This window comes from Nocardia sp. NPDC051832, from assembly GCF_040681285.1.
Classification (GTDB): Bacteria; Actinomycetota; Actinomycetes; order Mycobacteriales; family Mycobacteriaceae; genus Nocardia.
On sequence record NZ_JBFAYL010000009.1, the window covers coordinates 77,094 to 91,888 of the forward strand.

The window sequence follows — 14,795 nt, forward strand, 5'->3', positions numbered from 1 at the left end:
ACCGGAGCGCGGGCAACCGTGACGCAAACGACTCGCGTACGCAAAAGGCCGGGGCCCGGACTCCGGACCCCGGCCTCACGCCGGAAAGTTTCTACTTGGACACGTCGCCCAGGATGCCCAGCACCGCGTCGGAGGTATAGAACGGCTCCAGCCGTTCGCGGATCAGCTTGGCCAGCACGCCGTTCGCTTTCGCGCCCTCGATCACGGCGGGCCCGTAGCGCAGGATCTCCTTGGCGATATCGTCGCCGGTCAGGCCGAGTTCGGGCAGCATCGCGGCGAGGGTGTAGTCGCCGTACTTGGTGAAGAACACCTCGACGCACTCGTCGACGAGTTCGCCGAAGAATTCCTTCTCCCGGGTGGTCATGGCGATCTCGTAGCAGATCAGGACCAGCTCGTTCAGATCCTTCTGGGTCAGGTATTCCTTCAGGCCGCTGACCGGCTCGTCGGCGTGCAGATCCCAGAACTGCATGGCGGCCGAGTGCACGGGCGCGTCGCGCAGCATCTCGCGGATGGCGTTGTTGGTGCGCTTGAGCGCGAACATGGCGCCCTTGCCGGCCAGATCGCCGACGAAGGTGCTCTCCGCGGCCTTCTTGGCGCGATTGGCGGCGGACTGGCCCAGCGACATCAGCGAGGAGACACCCGGAATCTTCTCCGCGCGTTCCATATTGGACGCCATGAAGTCGTTGACCAGCTTGTCGACGAACTTCGAGGCGACCGTCGCGACCAGCGGGCTCTCGGTGAGCCGGTCCAGGATGCGCTCCTGCGCCTGGTGCATGCCGAAGATCTTCTCCAGCAACGCTTCCACCGGCTCACGGTCGACGACCTGGCCCAGGGTGTAGTCGTGGTTCTCGGCGATGTTGTCGTAGATCGAATCGGCGAAGACGCCCACCATGTCGGCGATGACGGGGCTGCCGCCGATCAGCTCGATGACGGTGCGGACGGTTTCCTTGGCGTCGGCGATCTGTACCACGTCACGGAAGACGAGGGTGTCGGCGACCCCGAGCACCGCTTCGGTGTCGCGCGCGATGACCTCCGCGAAACGCTCGCCGGTCACCTCGGCGAGCAGGAACTCCACCTGGGCATCGAGTAGTCGATCGGCGATCTCGCGCGGCTCGCTCATATTCTTCCTTCGTCCGGTATGCCCGGACCAGGATTACGGATTGTCGTTGCCGTGCACCGATTTCCGAATCTGGTCCAGACGCTCGCGCGCGGCTTTCTCGCGCGCCTCCCACTGCTCATCGGCGCTGCGGCCCGCCGGAGTCTGCCGGTCGAGTTCGCCCATCCCCTGGGCGGTGCCGAAGCGCTGCTCGACCTTATCGCGAACTGACTCGAAAGTAGGGACTCCACCGCTGGAATATCCACCCGTCGCGGGCGACGCCGGGATACCGGCGGGGTGTACCGGTACCACCGGTACCGCAGAAGCGGTCCCGACCTGGCCCGATGCCCCGCCGTCGACGGCCTGGTCATGCGCCTGGGCCGATTCAGTGGCGGGACTCACATCCCCGGTCGAAGTCGCATGGGCCACACCCGCCATTTCCTCCAGCGCCGCGCGCACCGCCCAGAACGCGGGGCGACCGGCGGTCGCCGCGTGCAGCACGCTGGCCAATTCCGCGTCCGGCAACGCCGCCAGCCGGGCGGCGATCTCGCTGTACTCAGTCATAGAGCCAGGCTACGCACGCGCGTGGCGACCAGGTCAGCGTTGCAGGACGCCTTTCGCCCACGCGCCGATGAGGTCGATCCAGCGTGAGCCCGCGGAGAAGATCAGATCGTTGTGGCCCGCGCCCGCGAAGACTTCCAGCCGCTTGGGCTCGCGCGCGGCCTCGTACAGTCGCTCGGCGTGCCGCAGCGGCAGCAGGTCGTCCCGGTCGCCGTGCGTGATCAGTACGGGCACGTTGAGTTTCCGGATCCGCCGCAGGCTCGGGTAGGCGTTCGGGACGAACGGGGCGGGCAGGAACGGGTACACCGAGCGGGCGGCGTCACGGATTCCGGTGAAGGTGGAGACCAGCACCAGGCCCGCGGGCGGGAACTCCGAGGCCAGCTCCAGCATGACGCCGCCGCCGAGCGACTTGCCAAGGTAGACAACACGTTCCGGATCGACGCCGGGTTGCTCGAGCAACGCCTGCCGCGCCGCGCGGGCATCCAGATAGGTGCCGCGTTCGCTCGGACGGCCGGTACTGCGACCGTAGCCGCGGTAATCGAAGGCCAGGACGTCGAATCCGGCATCGGTCAGCAGCGCGTAGATCGGGATGCGGTCACCGATGTTGCCCGCGTTGCCGTGCGCGAACAGGACATGGCCGATCGAGCGCCGTGCGGGCAGCCACCAGGCGTTGACCGTCTCCCCGTCGGCAGTCTCGATCGACAGATCCCGATAGGCCAGCCCGAGGACGTCGGGCGTCTGCAGGATGCGCCGATCCCGCATGTACGTCAGCGCGTTCAGAATAGGACTGGCCGGATGTCGCATGCCCCTGTTCTTACTCTCCCCGCGCGACGCCCGCGTACCCGCCGCTCATTCCATGCGCATCACGGCGGTGCTCGGCGAGTCGCCCGCATAGGTCGAGCCGGCGCCGCCGATGATCCGCAGCAGCGTGCGGCGCAGGCGGGTGACCTCGTCGGCGCCGACGATGTCATCCAGGTGGTTGTCGAAACGTTCGATCACGGCGACGCCCGCGTCGACGACGGCCCAGCCGCGCTCGGTCAGGCGGACCAGCTTGGCCCGGCGGTCGTCCGGATCACCCGCCACCTCGACGTAGCCCTGGCGATCCAGGTGCCGAACCAGCTCTCCCATAGCCTGTTTCGTCATTCCGGCGCGCTCGGCGAGCACGGTCAGCCGGGTGCCCGCGGGCTCGATCAGCTGGAACACCGGCGCGTGTGCCGCCCGCACATCCTCGAACCCGGCCGCCGCGATCCCGGCATCCAGCTCGGCTGCCAGCGTGCGCGCCGCGGCCGCGAGCAAGTTGCCCAGCGGCGCGGGGCGATCCACCAATGGATTAGTAAGGCGCTTGACCATAATTCCTTCCGCTTCTACTGTTAGTAAGGAACCTTACTACTTGAGAGGCACGAAGATGCGCACAGCCGCAATAGTTCTCACTGGCGTCGCCTTGACCGGGCAACTGATCTGGATTCTGTTCCTGCACGGCTCGATCGGCTGGATCACCGCGGTCGCGGTCGCCTGCGTCGCGCTCCAGCTGGCCACCGCCGCTCGACTCCGCCCCGTCACTATCGTCGTCCGCACGGCGCTCGGTCTCCTGCTGCTGGGCTCGGTCGCCGATCGCTTCGGATTGCTGGGCGCCCCAGGCGATTCCGGCGTCTCGTGGGGCTCCTTCGACGCCTTCACCGACTACACGCGCTCCCTGCTCCCCAGCTTCCTGCACGCGCTCACCTCCCCCGCCGCGATCGCGGCCACCGCTGCGGAAGCCCTCCTGGGGATCGCCTTGGTCGTCGGAATCGCTATGCGGGCAACAGCTTCCGCCACCGCAGCCCTGCTGGCCTCCTTCGCCGTCGCGATGCTCACCTCGGTCGGCTTCGACGCCATGAGCGGCTACGGCGTCACCGTCCTGGCGGCAGGCGCGCTGCTGACCGCCAGTGCGGCTCAGGAAGGTCGTCGAGTCGTCGACTTCCGCCGCACGCCGGCCCCCGCGTAGGCCCGAGCACCGATGGCCCGCCCCGAAATCGCGCACTGCGAGGTATTGAGCGCCAAGGTCATCGCCAATAGGGTCGGGATATGCGTGAACAGTTGCGGCACCCGATTTCCCTGCGGCGCTTCGCCGGTGTCGCCGCGGCGGCGCTGGCGGTGGCGGGCCTGCCGGCCGCGACGGCCCACGCCGAAGTCGCCGAGGGCTGCGACGACGTGCGGGTCATCAGCATTCGGGGCACGTTCGAGCCACAGTTCGGCAGCCTGCTGCTGACCCCGTTGGCTACGCGAATCGCCCAGGAGCACGGCGGCAGCGTCACCGAGTTGCCGTACCCGGCGTCCCGCGACGCGGACAGCTCCGCCAAGGGGGCCGAGGCCCTGACCAGCTTGCTGAACACCGCGGCGGCCCGCTGCCCGGGTCAGCGGTTCGTCGTGCTCGGCTACTCGCAAGGCGCGCGCGTCACCGGCGAAGTACTGAGTGCCCGAAACCGGTTGTCGGACAAGGCCGCAGCGCAGGTTTCCGCGGTCGCGATGTTCGGCAACCCCAACTTCAACAACGCCGAACCCTACAACCGCGGCAGTTTCGACCCGGCCCTGACCGGCGTGCAGCCGCGCCCGGCCGGCGCGCTCGCGCAGTTCGCTGACCGGCTGCGCGACTACTGCGCCGCCGGAGACCGGGTCTGCAACGGCGGCGACCCGGCCGCCGGGTTCTCCAACGCGCTCACCCCCGGCCATGTCGCGTACTTCGTCGACGGAACTCGCGACCAGGCCGCGACCTTCATCGAGGAGCGCCTCCGGTCGCACTGACGGCCGATCTACTTTGCGGTCTCCTGACAGCCCCTCTGATCGGCGACGCGTGTACTAGCGTGCAGCGGTTGGGCCATCATCGATGAGAGGGGAATATCCATGGCATACAAGCCAATTCAACTGCTGCTGGCCGCAACCGCGGGAGCGCTGCTCACATTGGGCCTCGCACCCTCGGCCAACGCGTACCCGGCCGGCCCGTGGGGCGTCGAAGGCCCCTGCAAAGGCAAACAGCCACAGGACTGCCAGTACACGCCGTCGCCGGATGGGTTGACCTGGGCCGACAACCTCGGCATGAAGTTCACCCTCAACTACGACAAACTCGGCAACGAGGTCTGCCCCACCGGGCCCGGCGTCCCCACCTTCTACTGCGACGGCCTGATGGCACTCGTCCGCGCCCTGCCGCCGCTCCCGATCGGCACCTGGACCTAGACCCGAGACCCCTGTGGCGTTGGCGCCACAGGGGTCTCGGTGTTTGTCGGTGTCAGCCGCGCAGGACCGCGCCGACCGAGGCGGCGGCGGCCGCGACGGCGGCGTCGCGCGCCGCGGAGGCCTCGTCCTCGGTGAGGGTGCGGTCGGCCGCGCGGAAGCGGAGCGCGTAGGTGAGGGACTTGCGGCCCTCACCGGCCTGCGCGCCTTCGTAGACGTCGAAGAGGGCGATGTCTTCCAGCAGGTCGCCGCCGCCGGAGCGGAGCGCGGACTCCACCGACGCCGCCGGGACGGCCTTCTCGACGCTGACCGAGACGTCCTGCAAGACCGCCGGGAACGGGTAAACCGTGGGGACCGGACGGGTTTCGCGCAGCGGCAGGGCGTCGAGATCGAGTTCGACGGCGCAGGTGCGCTTGGGCAGGCCCGAGCGTTCCAGGACGGCCGGGTGCAGTTCGCCGGCGTGACCGACGACGACGCCGTCGACCAGCAGTTCGGCGCAGCGGCCCGGATGCCAGGGCAGGTGCGCGGCGGCCCGGCGCTCGAGGGTGACGCCCGCCGCGGCGGCCGCGGCGTCGGCCAGCGCGAACGCGTCGGCGGCCTCGGCCGGGCGGCCCTGGCCCCACGGGCCGCGCGGGTCGCGACGGCCGGTGAGGACCGCGGCGACATGCAGCGGCTGGTGCGGGAGCGAATCGTTCAGTTCGGCGATCTGCTCGTCGGTGGGGCGGCGGTCGACCGGGAGGGCGTCGATCGCGCGCGTGTTCGCACTCGGTTGCACGATCTGCGCCATCGCGTAGATCGCGAGGTCGCGCGCGCCGCGTGAGATATTCCGGCCCGCCACTTCCAGCAGACCCGGCAGCAACGTGGTGGGCAGATCGGCGCGCTCCACATCGAGCGGGTTGAGCACCTTCATGGTGTTGCGGCGCGGGTCCTCGGCGTCCAGGCCCCACACGTCGAAGACGTTGCCGGACATGAAGACCGGCGACGGCACCTCGACGGCGCCGGAGAACGCCAGCGCCCGGCTCACGGCCCGCAGGCGACGCTGGGCCGGGGTCAGGCCGCGCCCAGCGGGGGCGGTGGGCAGCACGGACGGGATCTTGTCCAGGCCCTCCAGCCGCAGCACCTCCTCGACCAGGTCGGCGGGCTGGGTGAGGTCGGGCCGCCAGCTCGGCGGGGTGACGATCAGCTGTCCGTGGCCGGCGTCACTGACACCCACCTCGACCTGACAACCGACCTGAGCCAGCCGCTGGGCCGCGGTGCCGGTCGGGTAGCTGATCCCGGCGGTGCGGTCGGGCAGATCGATGTCCATCCGGATCGGCGCCGCGGCCGGCACCGGGACCCGCACATCGGTGACCGCGGATTCGACCGTGCCACCGGCGATTTCGACCAGCAGCGTGGCGGCGCGGTCGAGCGCGGCCAGGTTCACCTCGGGGTCGACGACGCGCTCGAAACGCTTCGCCGCCTCCGAGGGCAGCTTGTGCCGGCGCACGGTGCGGGCGATCGCGACCGGGTTCCAGGTCGCGGCCTCGAGCAGGATGTCGGTGGAGTCGTCGCTCACCTCGGTGGTGGCGCCGCCCATGGTGCCGGCCAGGGAGATCACACCGGAATTGTCGGCGATCACCACGTCCTCGGCGTCGAGCACACGCTCGGCGTCGTCCAGGGTGCGCAGCGTCTCGCCCCGGTGGGCACGGCGAACGACCAAGGCGCCGTTGACCTTCGACGCGTCGAAGGCATGCAGCGGCTGACCCAGTTCGAGCATCACGTAGTTGGTGACGTCGACGGCGGGAGAGATCGGGCGCACACCGGCGAGCAGCAAGCGTCGCTGCAACCACCACGGGCTGATCGCCGTGGGATCGATGCCGGTGACGCGGCGCACCGCGAACCGGGTGCACAGCGACTCCGGTTCCAGCTTGACCGTCCATGCCTCCTCCTGCGCGTCGGGCAGGGTGCGGACCGCCGGATCGGCGTACTCCAGGTCGTAGCCGCAGGCCACCTCGCGCGCCAGGCCGCGCACCGAGAACGCGTAACCGCGGTCCGGGGTGATGGCCAGCTCGATGACGGAATCACCCAGGCCGAGCAGCTCGTTGGCGTCCGCGCCCGGCTCCGCGGTGCCGGGGCGCAGCACCAGGATGCCGTTGTGCTCCTTGCCGATACCCAGCTCGGACAGCGAGCAGATCATGCCGTTGGAGACATGACCGTAGGTCTTGCGCGAGGAGATCTGGAAGCCACCGGGCAGCACGCCGCCGGGCAGCACCACGACCACCAGATCGCCGACCGCGAAGTTGGTCGCGCCGCAGACGATCTCCTGCAGGTGCTCCGGCTTGCCGATATCGACCTTGCAGAACCGGATCGGCTTCTTGAACTCGGTCAGCTCGGTGATCTCGGCGACCCGGCCGACCACCAGGAACGGCCCGTCGCCGTCGCCGCCGATCCGCTCGAGTGTCTGGACCTCCTCGACCTCCAGGCCGACCCGCACGAACGCGGCGTCGAGCTCCTCCGGCGTCACGGCCCACTCGGGGGTGGTGCGCCGCAGGATTTCGGTCAGCCAGGACTGCGCTACTCGCACGGGTTGTTTCGCTTCCTCGATCGGTGATGGTCAGGTCAGGACTGGATGCCGAAGGGCACGGTGAACCGCACGTCGCCCTCGATGATCTCGCGCATGTCGGGCAGGCCGTTGCGGAACTGCAGGGTGCGCTCGATGCCCAGGCCGAAGGCGAAACCGCTGTACACCTCGGGGTCGATGCCGCTGGCGATGAGCACCTTCGGGTTCACCATGCCGCAGCCGCCCCACTCGACCCAGCCGGCGCCGCCCTTCTTGTCCGGGAACCAGACGTCCATCTCCGCCGACGGCTCGGTGAAGGGGAAGTAGCTCGGCCGCATCCGGATTTTGGACTCGGCGCCGAACAGCGCCCGGGCCAGCAGATCCAGGGTGCCCTTGAGGTGCGCCATCGTCAGGCCCTTGTCGATGGCCAAGCCCTCGATCTGCGAGAACACCGGGGAATGGGTGGCGTCCAGCTCGTCGGTGCGGAAGGTGCGACCCGGGCAGGCCACGTAGATCGGCAGCTCACGCGTCAGCATCGAGCGCACCTGCACCGGCGAGGTGTGGGTGCGCAGCACCTGGCGTGAGGTCTCAGGAGCGATGTAGAAGGTGTCCTGCATGGCGCGGGCCGGGTGATCCGGCGGGAAGTTCAGCGCGTCGAAATTGAAGTGCTCGGTCTCGACCTCGGGGCCTTCGGCGATCTCCCAGCCCATGGCGACGAACACATCGGCGATCTGCTCGGAGAGCACGGTGATCGGGTGCCGCGCACCCGTCGCGGTGCGCGCGGCGGGCAGGGTGACGTCGATCGACTCGGCGACCAGCACGGCGGCGTCGCGCTCGGCCTGCAACTCCTGCTGGCGCGTCTCGAACGCCTGCGACACCCGCTGCCGGGCCACGTTCACCCGCTTGCCCGCGTCGGCCTTCTCCTCCTTGGGCAGGGTGCCCAGGGCGCGCTGCGCCAGCGCGATCGGCGACTTGCCGCCCATGTACTCGGTCTTCGCGACCGCGAGCGCGTCCAGGTCGGCGGCAGCCGCGAACGCCTTCTCGGCCTCGGCCGCGGCGGCCGCGAGGGCCTCCTCGGTCAGCGCGGTGCCGGTCTGCTCGACTGCGTCGTTGTCGGCCACGATGGTTCGACTCTCCCCTGGGGATCGGGTGGTAAATAGGATTGCTGCTGGTCGCAATCGTATTCGATGGCCGGTGCGCACTTCATCCGGATTACCGGCCCCCTCCGCCCACCGGGCGCTACCAGTGCGAATTGTCCGAATCCGGGAAGGTCGTCCGACTCGCCGGGCTGCTAGGTTCTAATTGGGCGGCAACGGTTTTCACCGGACCGCAGGCTATCGGTGGAGGAACACATGGGTATCTGGTTGCGCTCGCCCACTTTGGCGGGCTCCGAGACGGTCACCTGGAAGCACTTCGCCAACCACTCGCAGTCGCGGAACCGCGCGATCGGCGGGCGGCTGTATCTGACGCAGACGCGTCTGCTGTTCGAGCCGAATCAGCTCGACGGCGCCACCGGGGGCCGATCCTGGCACGCGCCGCTGGGCGCGATCCGGGCGGTCGGGGTGCAGCCGGCGGACGGTTCGCTGTTCAACGGCGGGCTGCGCAAGCGGCTGCGGCTGGAACTCTCCGACGGATCGGTCGAGTTGTTCGTGGTCAACAAGCTCGACGAGGTGCTCGGCGTGCTCCAGCAGGCGATCCGCGGCGCCTGATCAGCCCGGGTCGGGCGCGGCCTGGATGTCCTCGAGGATCTCGGCGGCCCACGAGGCCGGGATGGCGTCGTCGCCGACCACCCGCATCGCGCTCATCACGGTGAGCAGCATGCCGGTGGCGATGAAGCGGCGGGCTTCGGTGACCGAAGCTCCGGTCAGTTCACGCACCAGGTCGTAGATGCCGCCGAAACCGGCGCGCACGGCGTCGCCGATCACCGGGTCGCCGCTGGCGGTGAAGCCGTGCAGCATGCCGAGCGGCGGTTCGCGTTCGTCGAGGAACTTGTCGTAGGCGTTGCCCAGGGCCTTGATCGCCTCGCCCGGGGTCGCCGCGGGATCCAGGTCGACGACCGCCTCGCGGAAGATCTCCTCGATGCGATCGCAGACCTGCCCGATGACAGCGACGAACAGCTGCTGCTTGGTGCCGAACAGCCGGATCACATACGGCTGCGAGACGCCCGCGCGGCGCGCGATCTCGTCGGTCTTCGTCGCGGCATAGCCGGATTCGGCGAAGGCGGAGACGGCGGCGGCGAGCACCTCGGCGCGACGATCGGTCGCGGTCATCCGAGTCCTGGAACTCACAGGGCTCCTTTCGAAGGCGGCGTTGACATGTTATCAGTCAATGCATACTCTACGAGCAATTAGTTATCAGTCGATTACAACAAAGGCCGGACATGACCGTTACGCTGACGCCGAACCGCGACGCGCCACCCCGCCCTCGCCCGCTCGCCGCGGTGCTCGCCGCCGTGGGCATCCCGATGTTCATGGTCGTGCTCGACAACCTCGTCGTGACGAACGCGCTACCGGTGATCCGCACCGAACTCGGCGCCTCGCTCACCGACCTGCAATGGTTCGTCAACGCCTACACGCTGTCCTTCGCCTCGCTGCTGCTCACCGCCGCCGCCATCGGCGACCGGCTCGGCCGCCGCCGCGTCTTCCTGGCCGGCATCGCGCTGTTCACCGTGGCCTCGGCCGCCTGCGCGCTGGCCACCGAACCGTGGATGCTGATCCTGGCCAGGGCGATTCAGGGTGTCGGCGCGGCCGGCGTGCTGCCGCTGTCGCTCACGCTGCTCTCGGCCGCGGTGCCGGAGAACATGCGCAGCGCCGCCATCGGCATCTGGGGCGGCATTACCGGACTCGGCGTCGCACTCGGCCCGCTGGTCGGCGGCGCGGTCGTCGAGGGCCTGAACTGGCAGTGGATCTTCTGGCTGAACGTGCCGATCGGGATCTTGGCGGTGCCGTTCGTAGCCTGGGCGCTGAACGAATCCTTCGGCGGCGCACGCAAACTCGATCCGCTCGGGCTGGTGCTGTCGGCCGGCGGCGTGCTCGCCATCGTGTGGGGCGTGATTCACGGAGCCGAGGACGGCTGGACTTCCGCGGGCGTGCTGAGCGCCCTGGTCGGCGGCGCGATCCTGCTGGCCGTGATGGTCGTATGGGAACTGCGGACACCGGATCCGATGCTGCCGCTGCGGCTGTTCCGGTCGCGCGCGTTCCGCGTCGCCAACATCACCGGCTTCGCGTTCTCGGTCGGCGTCTTCGGCGCGATCTTCCTGATCGCGCAGTATTTCCAGGTGGTGCAAGGCTATTCGCCGCTGGAGTCGGGCATCCGCACCATGCCGTGGACGCTCGCGCCGATGTTCGTCGCGCCGATCGCGGGCGCCATCGTGGACAAGGTCGGCGCGCGCGCCCTGCTGGCCACCGGACAGTTCCTGCTGACCGCGGCCTTGGCGTGGATGGCGGTCATCACCACTATCGACGTCGGCTACGCCGCGTTCGTGGGACCGTTCCTGCTCGGCGGCATCGGCATGGGCCTCACCTTCGCCCCGAGCGCCACCGTCGTCATGGCCAGCGCCGGACCCGATGAGCAGGCGATGGCCTCGGGCACCAACAGCACCGTGCGCGAGGTAGGCGTCGCGATGGGTGTCGCCATCCTTGCCTCGGTGTTCGCCTCCTACGGCTCCTACACCGACCCGCAGTCCTACGTCGACGGGCTGGTCCCGGCCATCTGGGTCGGCGCGGTCATCGTCGCGGTCGGCGCGGTGGTCTCGCTGCTGATACCCCGGGTGATCCGTTAGCCGATCTCGGCGAGGTATGCCCGCAGCGCCCGCTTGAGTTCCCCGGTCAACGGGGACTCGAGCGGGTTTTCCTCGGTGGCGATTACAGGCATGACGCCGCGTGCCAACTGCAGGACCATCAGTGTGTAGCGGGCGATTTCGGCCTCGGACCGGTCCGGCATGTGCGCCGCGAGAACCTCGTGGATGCGGGCCGAGAGCATGTGCTGCAACGGTGCGATGGCCTCGCGCAGCGGGGGCGGGCTGTCCGCGCGCATGAACAGCGCGAGAAACCCCGGATAAGCGGCGTTGAATCGCACCATCACGTCGATCGACCGGTCCACGAACTCGTTCAGGTCGCTCTCGCGCGCTCCGGGCGCACCGACCGCGGCGGACTGCGCCTTGGTGAGTTCAGCCACGTACAACTCGGCGAGCGAGACCGCGATGTCCTGCTTGCTACGGAAGAACTGGTAGAGCGAACCCGGCGAGACACCCGCGCGCTGGGCGATGAGGTTGGTGGTGGCGCCCTCGAAACCCACTTCCGTGAACACCGATTCCGCGGTGGCCAGGATCTCCGCCCGCCGGCGGATGCCGCGCGCCTGACGGTTTGCCGAGCGCCGCTGGCCGTTTTCGGTCGAGTGAACGCTGGACATACTTTTCCTTCTCCGGCTGGACGTTACGAGTATCTGCTCGTAATCTACACCTCGGTAATACGAGCAAATAATCGTAAATAGCTCGGCTGGAGGAATTGTCCCCATGATCGCTAGGTTGGTCACGCGCTACCCGCGCTGGATCGTGACGATGGCAGTACTGACATTCGTCCTGCTCGCCGCGGTCGCGGCCGGGACGATGAACGCGTTGTCGCTCAACAGGTTCGAATCCGAAACCGCCGAATCCGCCCACGCCGAACGGGCATTGGCGGCCTTCGGCACCGGCACGCCGAACGTCGCGGTCCTGGTGACCGCCGACGCCGGAGCGGACGTCACCGACTCGGCCACGGCCGGCGCCGGCCGAGAGGCAGCGGCGCTACTGCGGCAGCAACCGGGGATCGCGGACGTCCGTTCGTACTGGGACGACGGCGCCTCACCGACACTGGCCAGCGCCGATCAGGGCGAAGCGCTGATCCTGGCCTGGGCCCCCGGCGACGCCGATCACGTCCGCAAGGTCGTACTGCCCGCACTCGAAGAACGTTTGGCCGACCTCGACACCGGAGCCACCCGGATCGCCCTCGCCGGATCGGATCAGGTGTTCAAAGCCGGTGCCGCACAAGCGCGAACCGACTTCCTGCGCGCGGAATTGCTGATCCTGCCGCTGGTGGTCGGATTGCTGTGGCTGGTATTCCGCCGGTTCGCCCTCGCGCTGACCACCTTCGCGATCGGACTGTTCTCCGTCGTGGCGACGCTGGCGATCCTGCGAGTGGTCACCGCCTTCACCGAGGTATCGACCTTCGCCGCCAATATCGCGCTGGTGATGGGGATCGCGCTCGGAGTCGACTACGGGCTGTTCCTGATCTACCGGTTCCGGGAGGAGATGCGCACCGCGGTGAACGTGCCGACCGCGGTGCGCGCGGCGACGAGCGCCGCGGGACGCACGATCGTCTTCAGCGGCGCCACGGTGGCGGCTTCGGTCGCGGTCCTGTTCGCCTTTCCGTTTCCGTTCCTGTCCTCGTTCGCATACGCCGGAATCGCCGTCGTCGCGACCGCCGTGCTCGGCGCTACGGTCGTGCTGCCCGCCGCGTTGGTCTTGCTCGGGCACCGCGCGATCCCCCGCACCGGCAAGTCGGCGGTGACCCGGCCCGAGGACGGCCGGTGGGGCCGCTGGGCCGCGGCGATCATGCGCAGGCCAGTGGCCGCCTTGACGGCCGGCGTGATCGTGCTGCTCGCGTTGGGCGCTCCCGCGCTCGGCGTGAACTTCGGTGCGCCCGATGACCGGATCATGCCCCCGACCCACCCCGTGCGCGCGGTCTACGACACCATCCGCGCCGAGTTCAGCACCGAGGACGCCGACGCGATCATGGTGGTGGCGCCGGGGGGCGATGTACAGCGCAGCGGCGAGTACGCGGCGCGGCTCTCGCAACTGCCCGGCGTGCTGCGGGTGGACTCCGCGGCGGGCACCTACGCCGCGGGCGTTCGCGACCACGCTTCCCCGGTATCCGCGGCGCGCTTCGTCTCCGGCGCGGGCACCTGGTTGTCGGTGCTACCCACCCGCGCACAACTCGACGATGGCGCCGACGAACTCGTCGACGACATCCGATCGGTGCCCGCGCCCTTCGACATCATGGTCGGCGGTGCGCCCGCCATGCTCGCCGACTACACCACCGGCGTGGTCGCGCGGCTGCCGCTGGTCCTCGCACTCATCGCGGTGGTGACCTTCGTGATCCTGTTCCTGATGACCGGATCGGTCATCGCGCCGCTGAAAGCGACCGTGCTCAATCTGGCGTCGCTGACCGTCATGTTCGGTGTGCTGGTCTGGGTGTTCCAGGACGGAAACTTCTCGGACGCACTCGGATTCACCCCCACCGGCTCGATCGAGACCAGCATTCCGATCCTGATGTTCTGCATCGCCTACGGCCTGTCCATGGACTACGAGGTCTTCCTCCTGTCCCGGATCAAGGAAGAGTTCGACCGCACCGGCGACACCGAACGCTCTGTCGTTCTGGGCATTTCACGCTCGGCTCCGCTGGTGAACAGCGCGGCCGCGATCCTGGCCGTCTCGTTCCTGGTCTACGCCGGCAGCGGAATCACCTTCCTCAAACAGCTCGGTGTCGGCATGGCCGTGACCGTCCTGGTCGACGCCACCATCGTCCGCGGTCTGCTCGTGCCCGCCATCATGCGCCTGACCGGCGCTTGGAACTGGTGGGCGCCCGCACCCCTGAAACGTCTGCACGCACGCATCGGAATCTCCGAGACCGCACCGATTCCGGCCGCGCCCGCCCCGCTGCCCACCCGTTAGCTACCGGTAGTAGGAATTCACGGCCGGCTGGCCGGTGTAATTCGGCCCCGCCTGATCGTCGGCGCCGGCGTACTCGAAGGGCAGCGCTATCGCGGCGCTGCCCTTGCGGGTGATCCGCCGGCGCCGGCCGTCGTAGTCGAAACCGTTCGAGCGCAACGCGGTACGCAGGCGGCGGTCGAGCGGAAGCTCATCGGCCGACCGGATACTGGCGAGATCGAGGTTCGCGACGAACAGTCCGTCGTCGGTGAGCCAAGACGCGATCGCCGCAAGGATTTTCAGTTTGTCGCCCAGATAATGCAGGCCGTGCACACAGGTGATCAGGTCGAAGCGATCAGCCGGGGTCCAGGTGGCGACCGAGGCCGTGACGAACTCGACGCCCGAGGGCGGGTCGCTTGCGAAGGCGTCCACCAGGTCGACACCTGTGATCCGGAGTCGTGCGTCGTCGACGACTGCCGCGCATTCGAGCAGCGCTCTGCCCGAGCCACAACACAAGTCGAGCCAGCGGAAGGTCTGCGCACCGGCGGCCAGGCGCTCGCGGGCCAGTTCGGCCACATCGATGCCGAGATCTCGGCCGTACCCATTCGAACCGATGAGCCGCCGCTCCCGGTTCATCGCGTTGTTGGCGACCACCGACGAACGTTCCAGCGCCGCGTCATCGAGTAATCGCCCGTCGTTCACTCTCC

General features: G+C 68.8%; 15 protein-coding genes. 6 read left to right on the forward strand and 9 right to left on the reverse strand.

The window, feature by feature from the left end; all coding sequences use genetic code 11:
* Positions 1-91 precede the first annotated feature (91 nt).
* Genes AB0M14_RS36870 through AB0M14_RS36885 form a run of 4 tightly spaced genes read right to left on the reverse strand, consistent with a single transcriptional unit; the run spans position 92 to position 2,980 of the window.
* Positions 92-1,120, reverse strand: coding sequence for a hypothetical protein (locus AB0M14_RS36870; protein ID WP_365004551.1), 1,029 nt, complete (start codon positions 1,118-1,120; stop codon positions 92-94).
* Between the two features lie 33 nt (positions 1,121-1,153).
* On the reverse strand, positions 1,154-1,660 hold the full coding sequence (locus AB0M14_RS36875) for a hypothetical protein (protein WP_365004554.1): 507 nt from the start codon (positions 1,658-1,660) through the stop codon (positions 1,154-1,156).
* Between the two features lie 33 nt (positions 1,661-1,693).
* Positions 1,694-2,461 carry an alpha/beta hydrolase gene (locus AB0M14_RS36880; protein ID WP_365004557.1) on the reverse strand — a complete coding sequence of 256 codons (768 nt, stop codon included), beginning with the start codon at positions 2,459-2,461 and terminating at the stop codon, positions 1,694-1,696.
* Between the two features lie 45 nt (positions 2,462-2,506).
* The gene (locus AB0M14_RS36885) at positions 2,507-2,980 is read right to left on the reverse strand and encodes a MarR family winged helix-turn-helix transcriptional regulator (RefSeq protein WP_365004560.1); all 474 of its coding nucleotides are present in this window, start codon (positions 2,978-2,980) and stop codon (positions 2,507-2,509) included.
* A gap of 82 nt (positions 2,981-3,062) precedes the next feature.
* Between AB0M14_RS36885 and AB0M14_RS36890 the strand changes: the two genes are divergently transcribed.
* The 3 genes from AB0M14_RS36890 to AB0M14_RS36900 all read left to right on the forward strand — a co-directional run bounded on the left by AB0M14_RS36890 (position 3,063) and on the right by AB0M14_RS36900 (position 4,867).
* Positions 3,063-3,641 (forward strand): hypothetical protein, encoded by a 579-nt coding sequence (locus tag AB0M14_RS36890; protein ID WP_365004563.1) that lies wholly within the window; start codon positions 3,063-3,065, stop codon positions 3,639-3,641.
* Positions 3,642-3,721: 80 nt separating this feature from the next.
* On the forward strand, positions 3,722-4,438 hold the full coding sequence (locus AB0M14_RS36895; RefSeq protein WP_365004566.1) for a cutinase family protein: 717 nt from the start codon (positions 3,722-3,724) through the stop codon (positions 4,436-4,438).
* A 99-nt stretch (positions 4,439-4,537) separates the two neighbouring features.
* The gene (locus tag AB0M14_RS36900; RefSeq protein ID WP_365004569.1) at positions 4,538-4,867 is read left to right on the forward strand and encodes a hypothetical protein; all 330 of its coding nucleotides are present in this window, start codon (positions 4,538-4,540) and stop codon (positions 4,865-4,867) included.
* 52 nt (positions 4,868-4,919) lie between these two features.
* Here AB0M14_RS36900 and pheT read toward each other — a convergent pair whose 3' ends face one another.
* Positions 4,920-7,427 (reverse strand): phenylalanine--tRNA ligase subunit beta, encoded by a 2,508-nt coding sequence (gene pheT, locus AB0M14_RS36905; protein ID WP_365004572.1) that lies wholly within the window; start codon positions 7,425-7,427, stop codon positions 4,920-4,922.
* Positions 7,428-7,462: 35 nt separating this feature from the next.
* On the reverse strand, positions 7,463-8,527 hold the full coding sequence (gene pheS / locus AB0M14_RS36910; RefSeq protein WP_365004835.1) for a phenylalanine--tRNA ligase subunit alpha: 1,065 nt from the start codon (positions 8,525-8,527) through the stop codon (positions 7,463-7,465).
* A 228-nt stretch (positions 8,528-8,755) separates the two neighbouring features.
* Here pheS and AB0M14_RS36915 point away from each other — a divergent pair, with 228 nt between their 5' ends.
* Positions 8,756-9,112, forward strand: coding sequence for a hypothetical protein (locus AB0M14_RS36915; RefSeq protein ID WP_365004575.1), 357 nt, complete (start codon positions 8,756-8,758; stop codon positions 9,110-9,112).
* Here AB0M14_RS36915 and AB0M14_RS36920 read toward each other — a convergent pair whose 3' ends face one another.
* A complete protein-coding gene (locus tag AB0M14_RS36920; protein WP_365004578.1) occupies positions 9,113-9,691 on the reverse strand; it encodes a TetR/AcrR family transcriptional regulator in 579 nt (192 codons plus the stop codon).
* Between the two features lie 92 nt (positions 9,692-9,783).
* On the opposite strand from AB0M14_RS36920, the gene AB0M14_RS36925 reads away from it, so the two are divergent.
* Positions 9,784-11,184, forward strand: a complete 1,401-nt coding sequence (locus AB0M14_RS36925) for an MFS transporter (RefSeq protein ID WP_365004581.1) — start codon at positions 9,784-9,786, stop codon at positions 11,182-11,184.
* On the opposite strand, the gene AB0M14_RS36930 is transcribed toward AB0M14_RS36925, so the two are convergent.
* Positions 11,181-11,813 carry a TetR/AcrR family transcriptional regulator gene (locus AB0M14_RS36930; RefSeq protein ID WP_365004584.1) on the reverse strand — a complete coding sequence of 211 codons (633 nt, stop codon included), beginning with the start codon at positions 11,811-11,813 and terminating at the stop codon, positions 11,181-11,183. The genes AB0M14_RS36925 and AB0M14_RS36930 overlap by 4 nt on opposite strands.
* A 103-nt stretch (positions 11,814-11,916) precedes the next feature.
* Between AB0M14_RS36930 and AB0M14_RS36935 the strand changes: the two genes are divergently transcribed.
* On the forward strand, positions 11,917-14,112 hold the full coding sequence (locus AB0M14_RS36935; RefSeq protein WP_365004587.1) for an MMPL family transporter: 2,196 nt from the start codon (positions 11,917-11,919) through the stop codon (positions 14,110-14,112).
* Here AB0M14_RS36935 and AB0M14_RS36940 read toward each other — a convergent pair whose 3' ends face one another.
* Positions 14,113-14,790, reverse strand: a complete 678-nt coding sequence (locus tag AB0M14_RS36940) for a class I SAM-dependent methyltransferase (RefSeq protein WP_365004590.1) — start codon at positions 14,788-14,790, stop codon at positions 14,113-14,115.
* Positions 14,791-14,795: the final 5 nt, after the last annotated feature.

Bases quoted from the DNA above. Each gene is read 5' to 3' on its own strand.
- AB0M14_RS36925 (WP_365004581.1), top strand. From the start codon at position 9,784: ATGACCGTTACGCTGACGCCGAACCGCGACGCGCCACCCCGCCCTCGC.
- AB0M14_RS36900 (WP_365004569.1), top strand. From the start codon at position 4,538: ATGGCATACAAGCCAATTCAACTGCTGCTGGCCGCAACCGCGGGAGCG.
- AB0M14_RS36895 (WP_365004566.1), top strand. From the start codon at position 3,722: ATGCGTGAACAGTTGCGGCACCCGATTTCCCTGCGGCGCTTCGCCGGT.
- AB0M14_RS36875 (WP_365004554.1), bottom strand. From the start codon at position 1,660: ATGACTGAGTACAGCGAGATCGCCGCCCGGCTGGCGGCGTTGCCGGAC.
- AB0M14_RS36870 (WP_365004551.1), bottom strand. From the start codon at position 1,120: ATGAGCGAGCCGCGCGAGATCGCCGATCGACTACTCGATGCCCAGGTG.
- AB0M14_RS36890 (WP_365004563.1), top strand. From the start codon at position 3,063: ATGCGCACAGCCGCAATAGTTCTCACTGGCGTCGCCTTGACCGGGCAA.
- AB0M14_RS36930 (WP_365004584.1), bottom strand. From the start codon at position 11,813: ATGTCCAGCGTTCACTCGACCGAAAACGGCCAGCGGCGCTCGGCAAAC.
- AB0M14_RS36935 (WP_365004587.1), top strand. From the start codon at position 11,917: ATGATCGCTAGGTTGGTCACGCGCTACCCGCGCTGGATCGTGACGATG.
- AB0M14_RS36915 (WP_365004575.1), top strand. From the start codon at position 8,756: ATGGGTATCTGGTTGCGCTCGCCCACTTTGGCGGGCTCCGAGACGGTC.
- AB0M14_RS36880 (WP_365004557.1), bottom strand. From the start codon at position 2,461: ATGCGACATCCGGCCAGTCCTATTCTGAACGCGCTGACGTACATGCGG.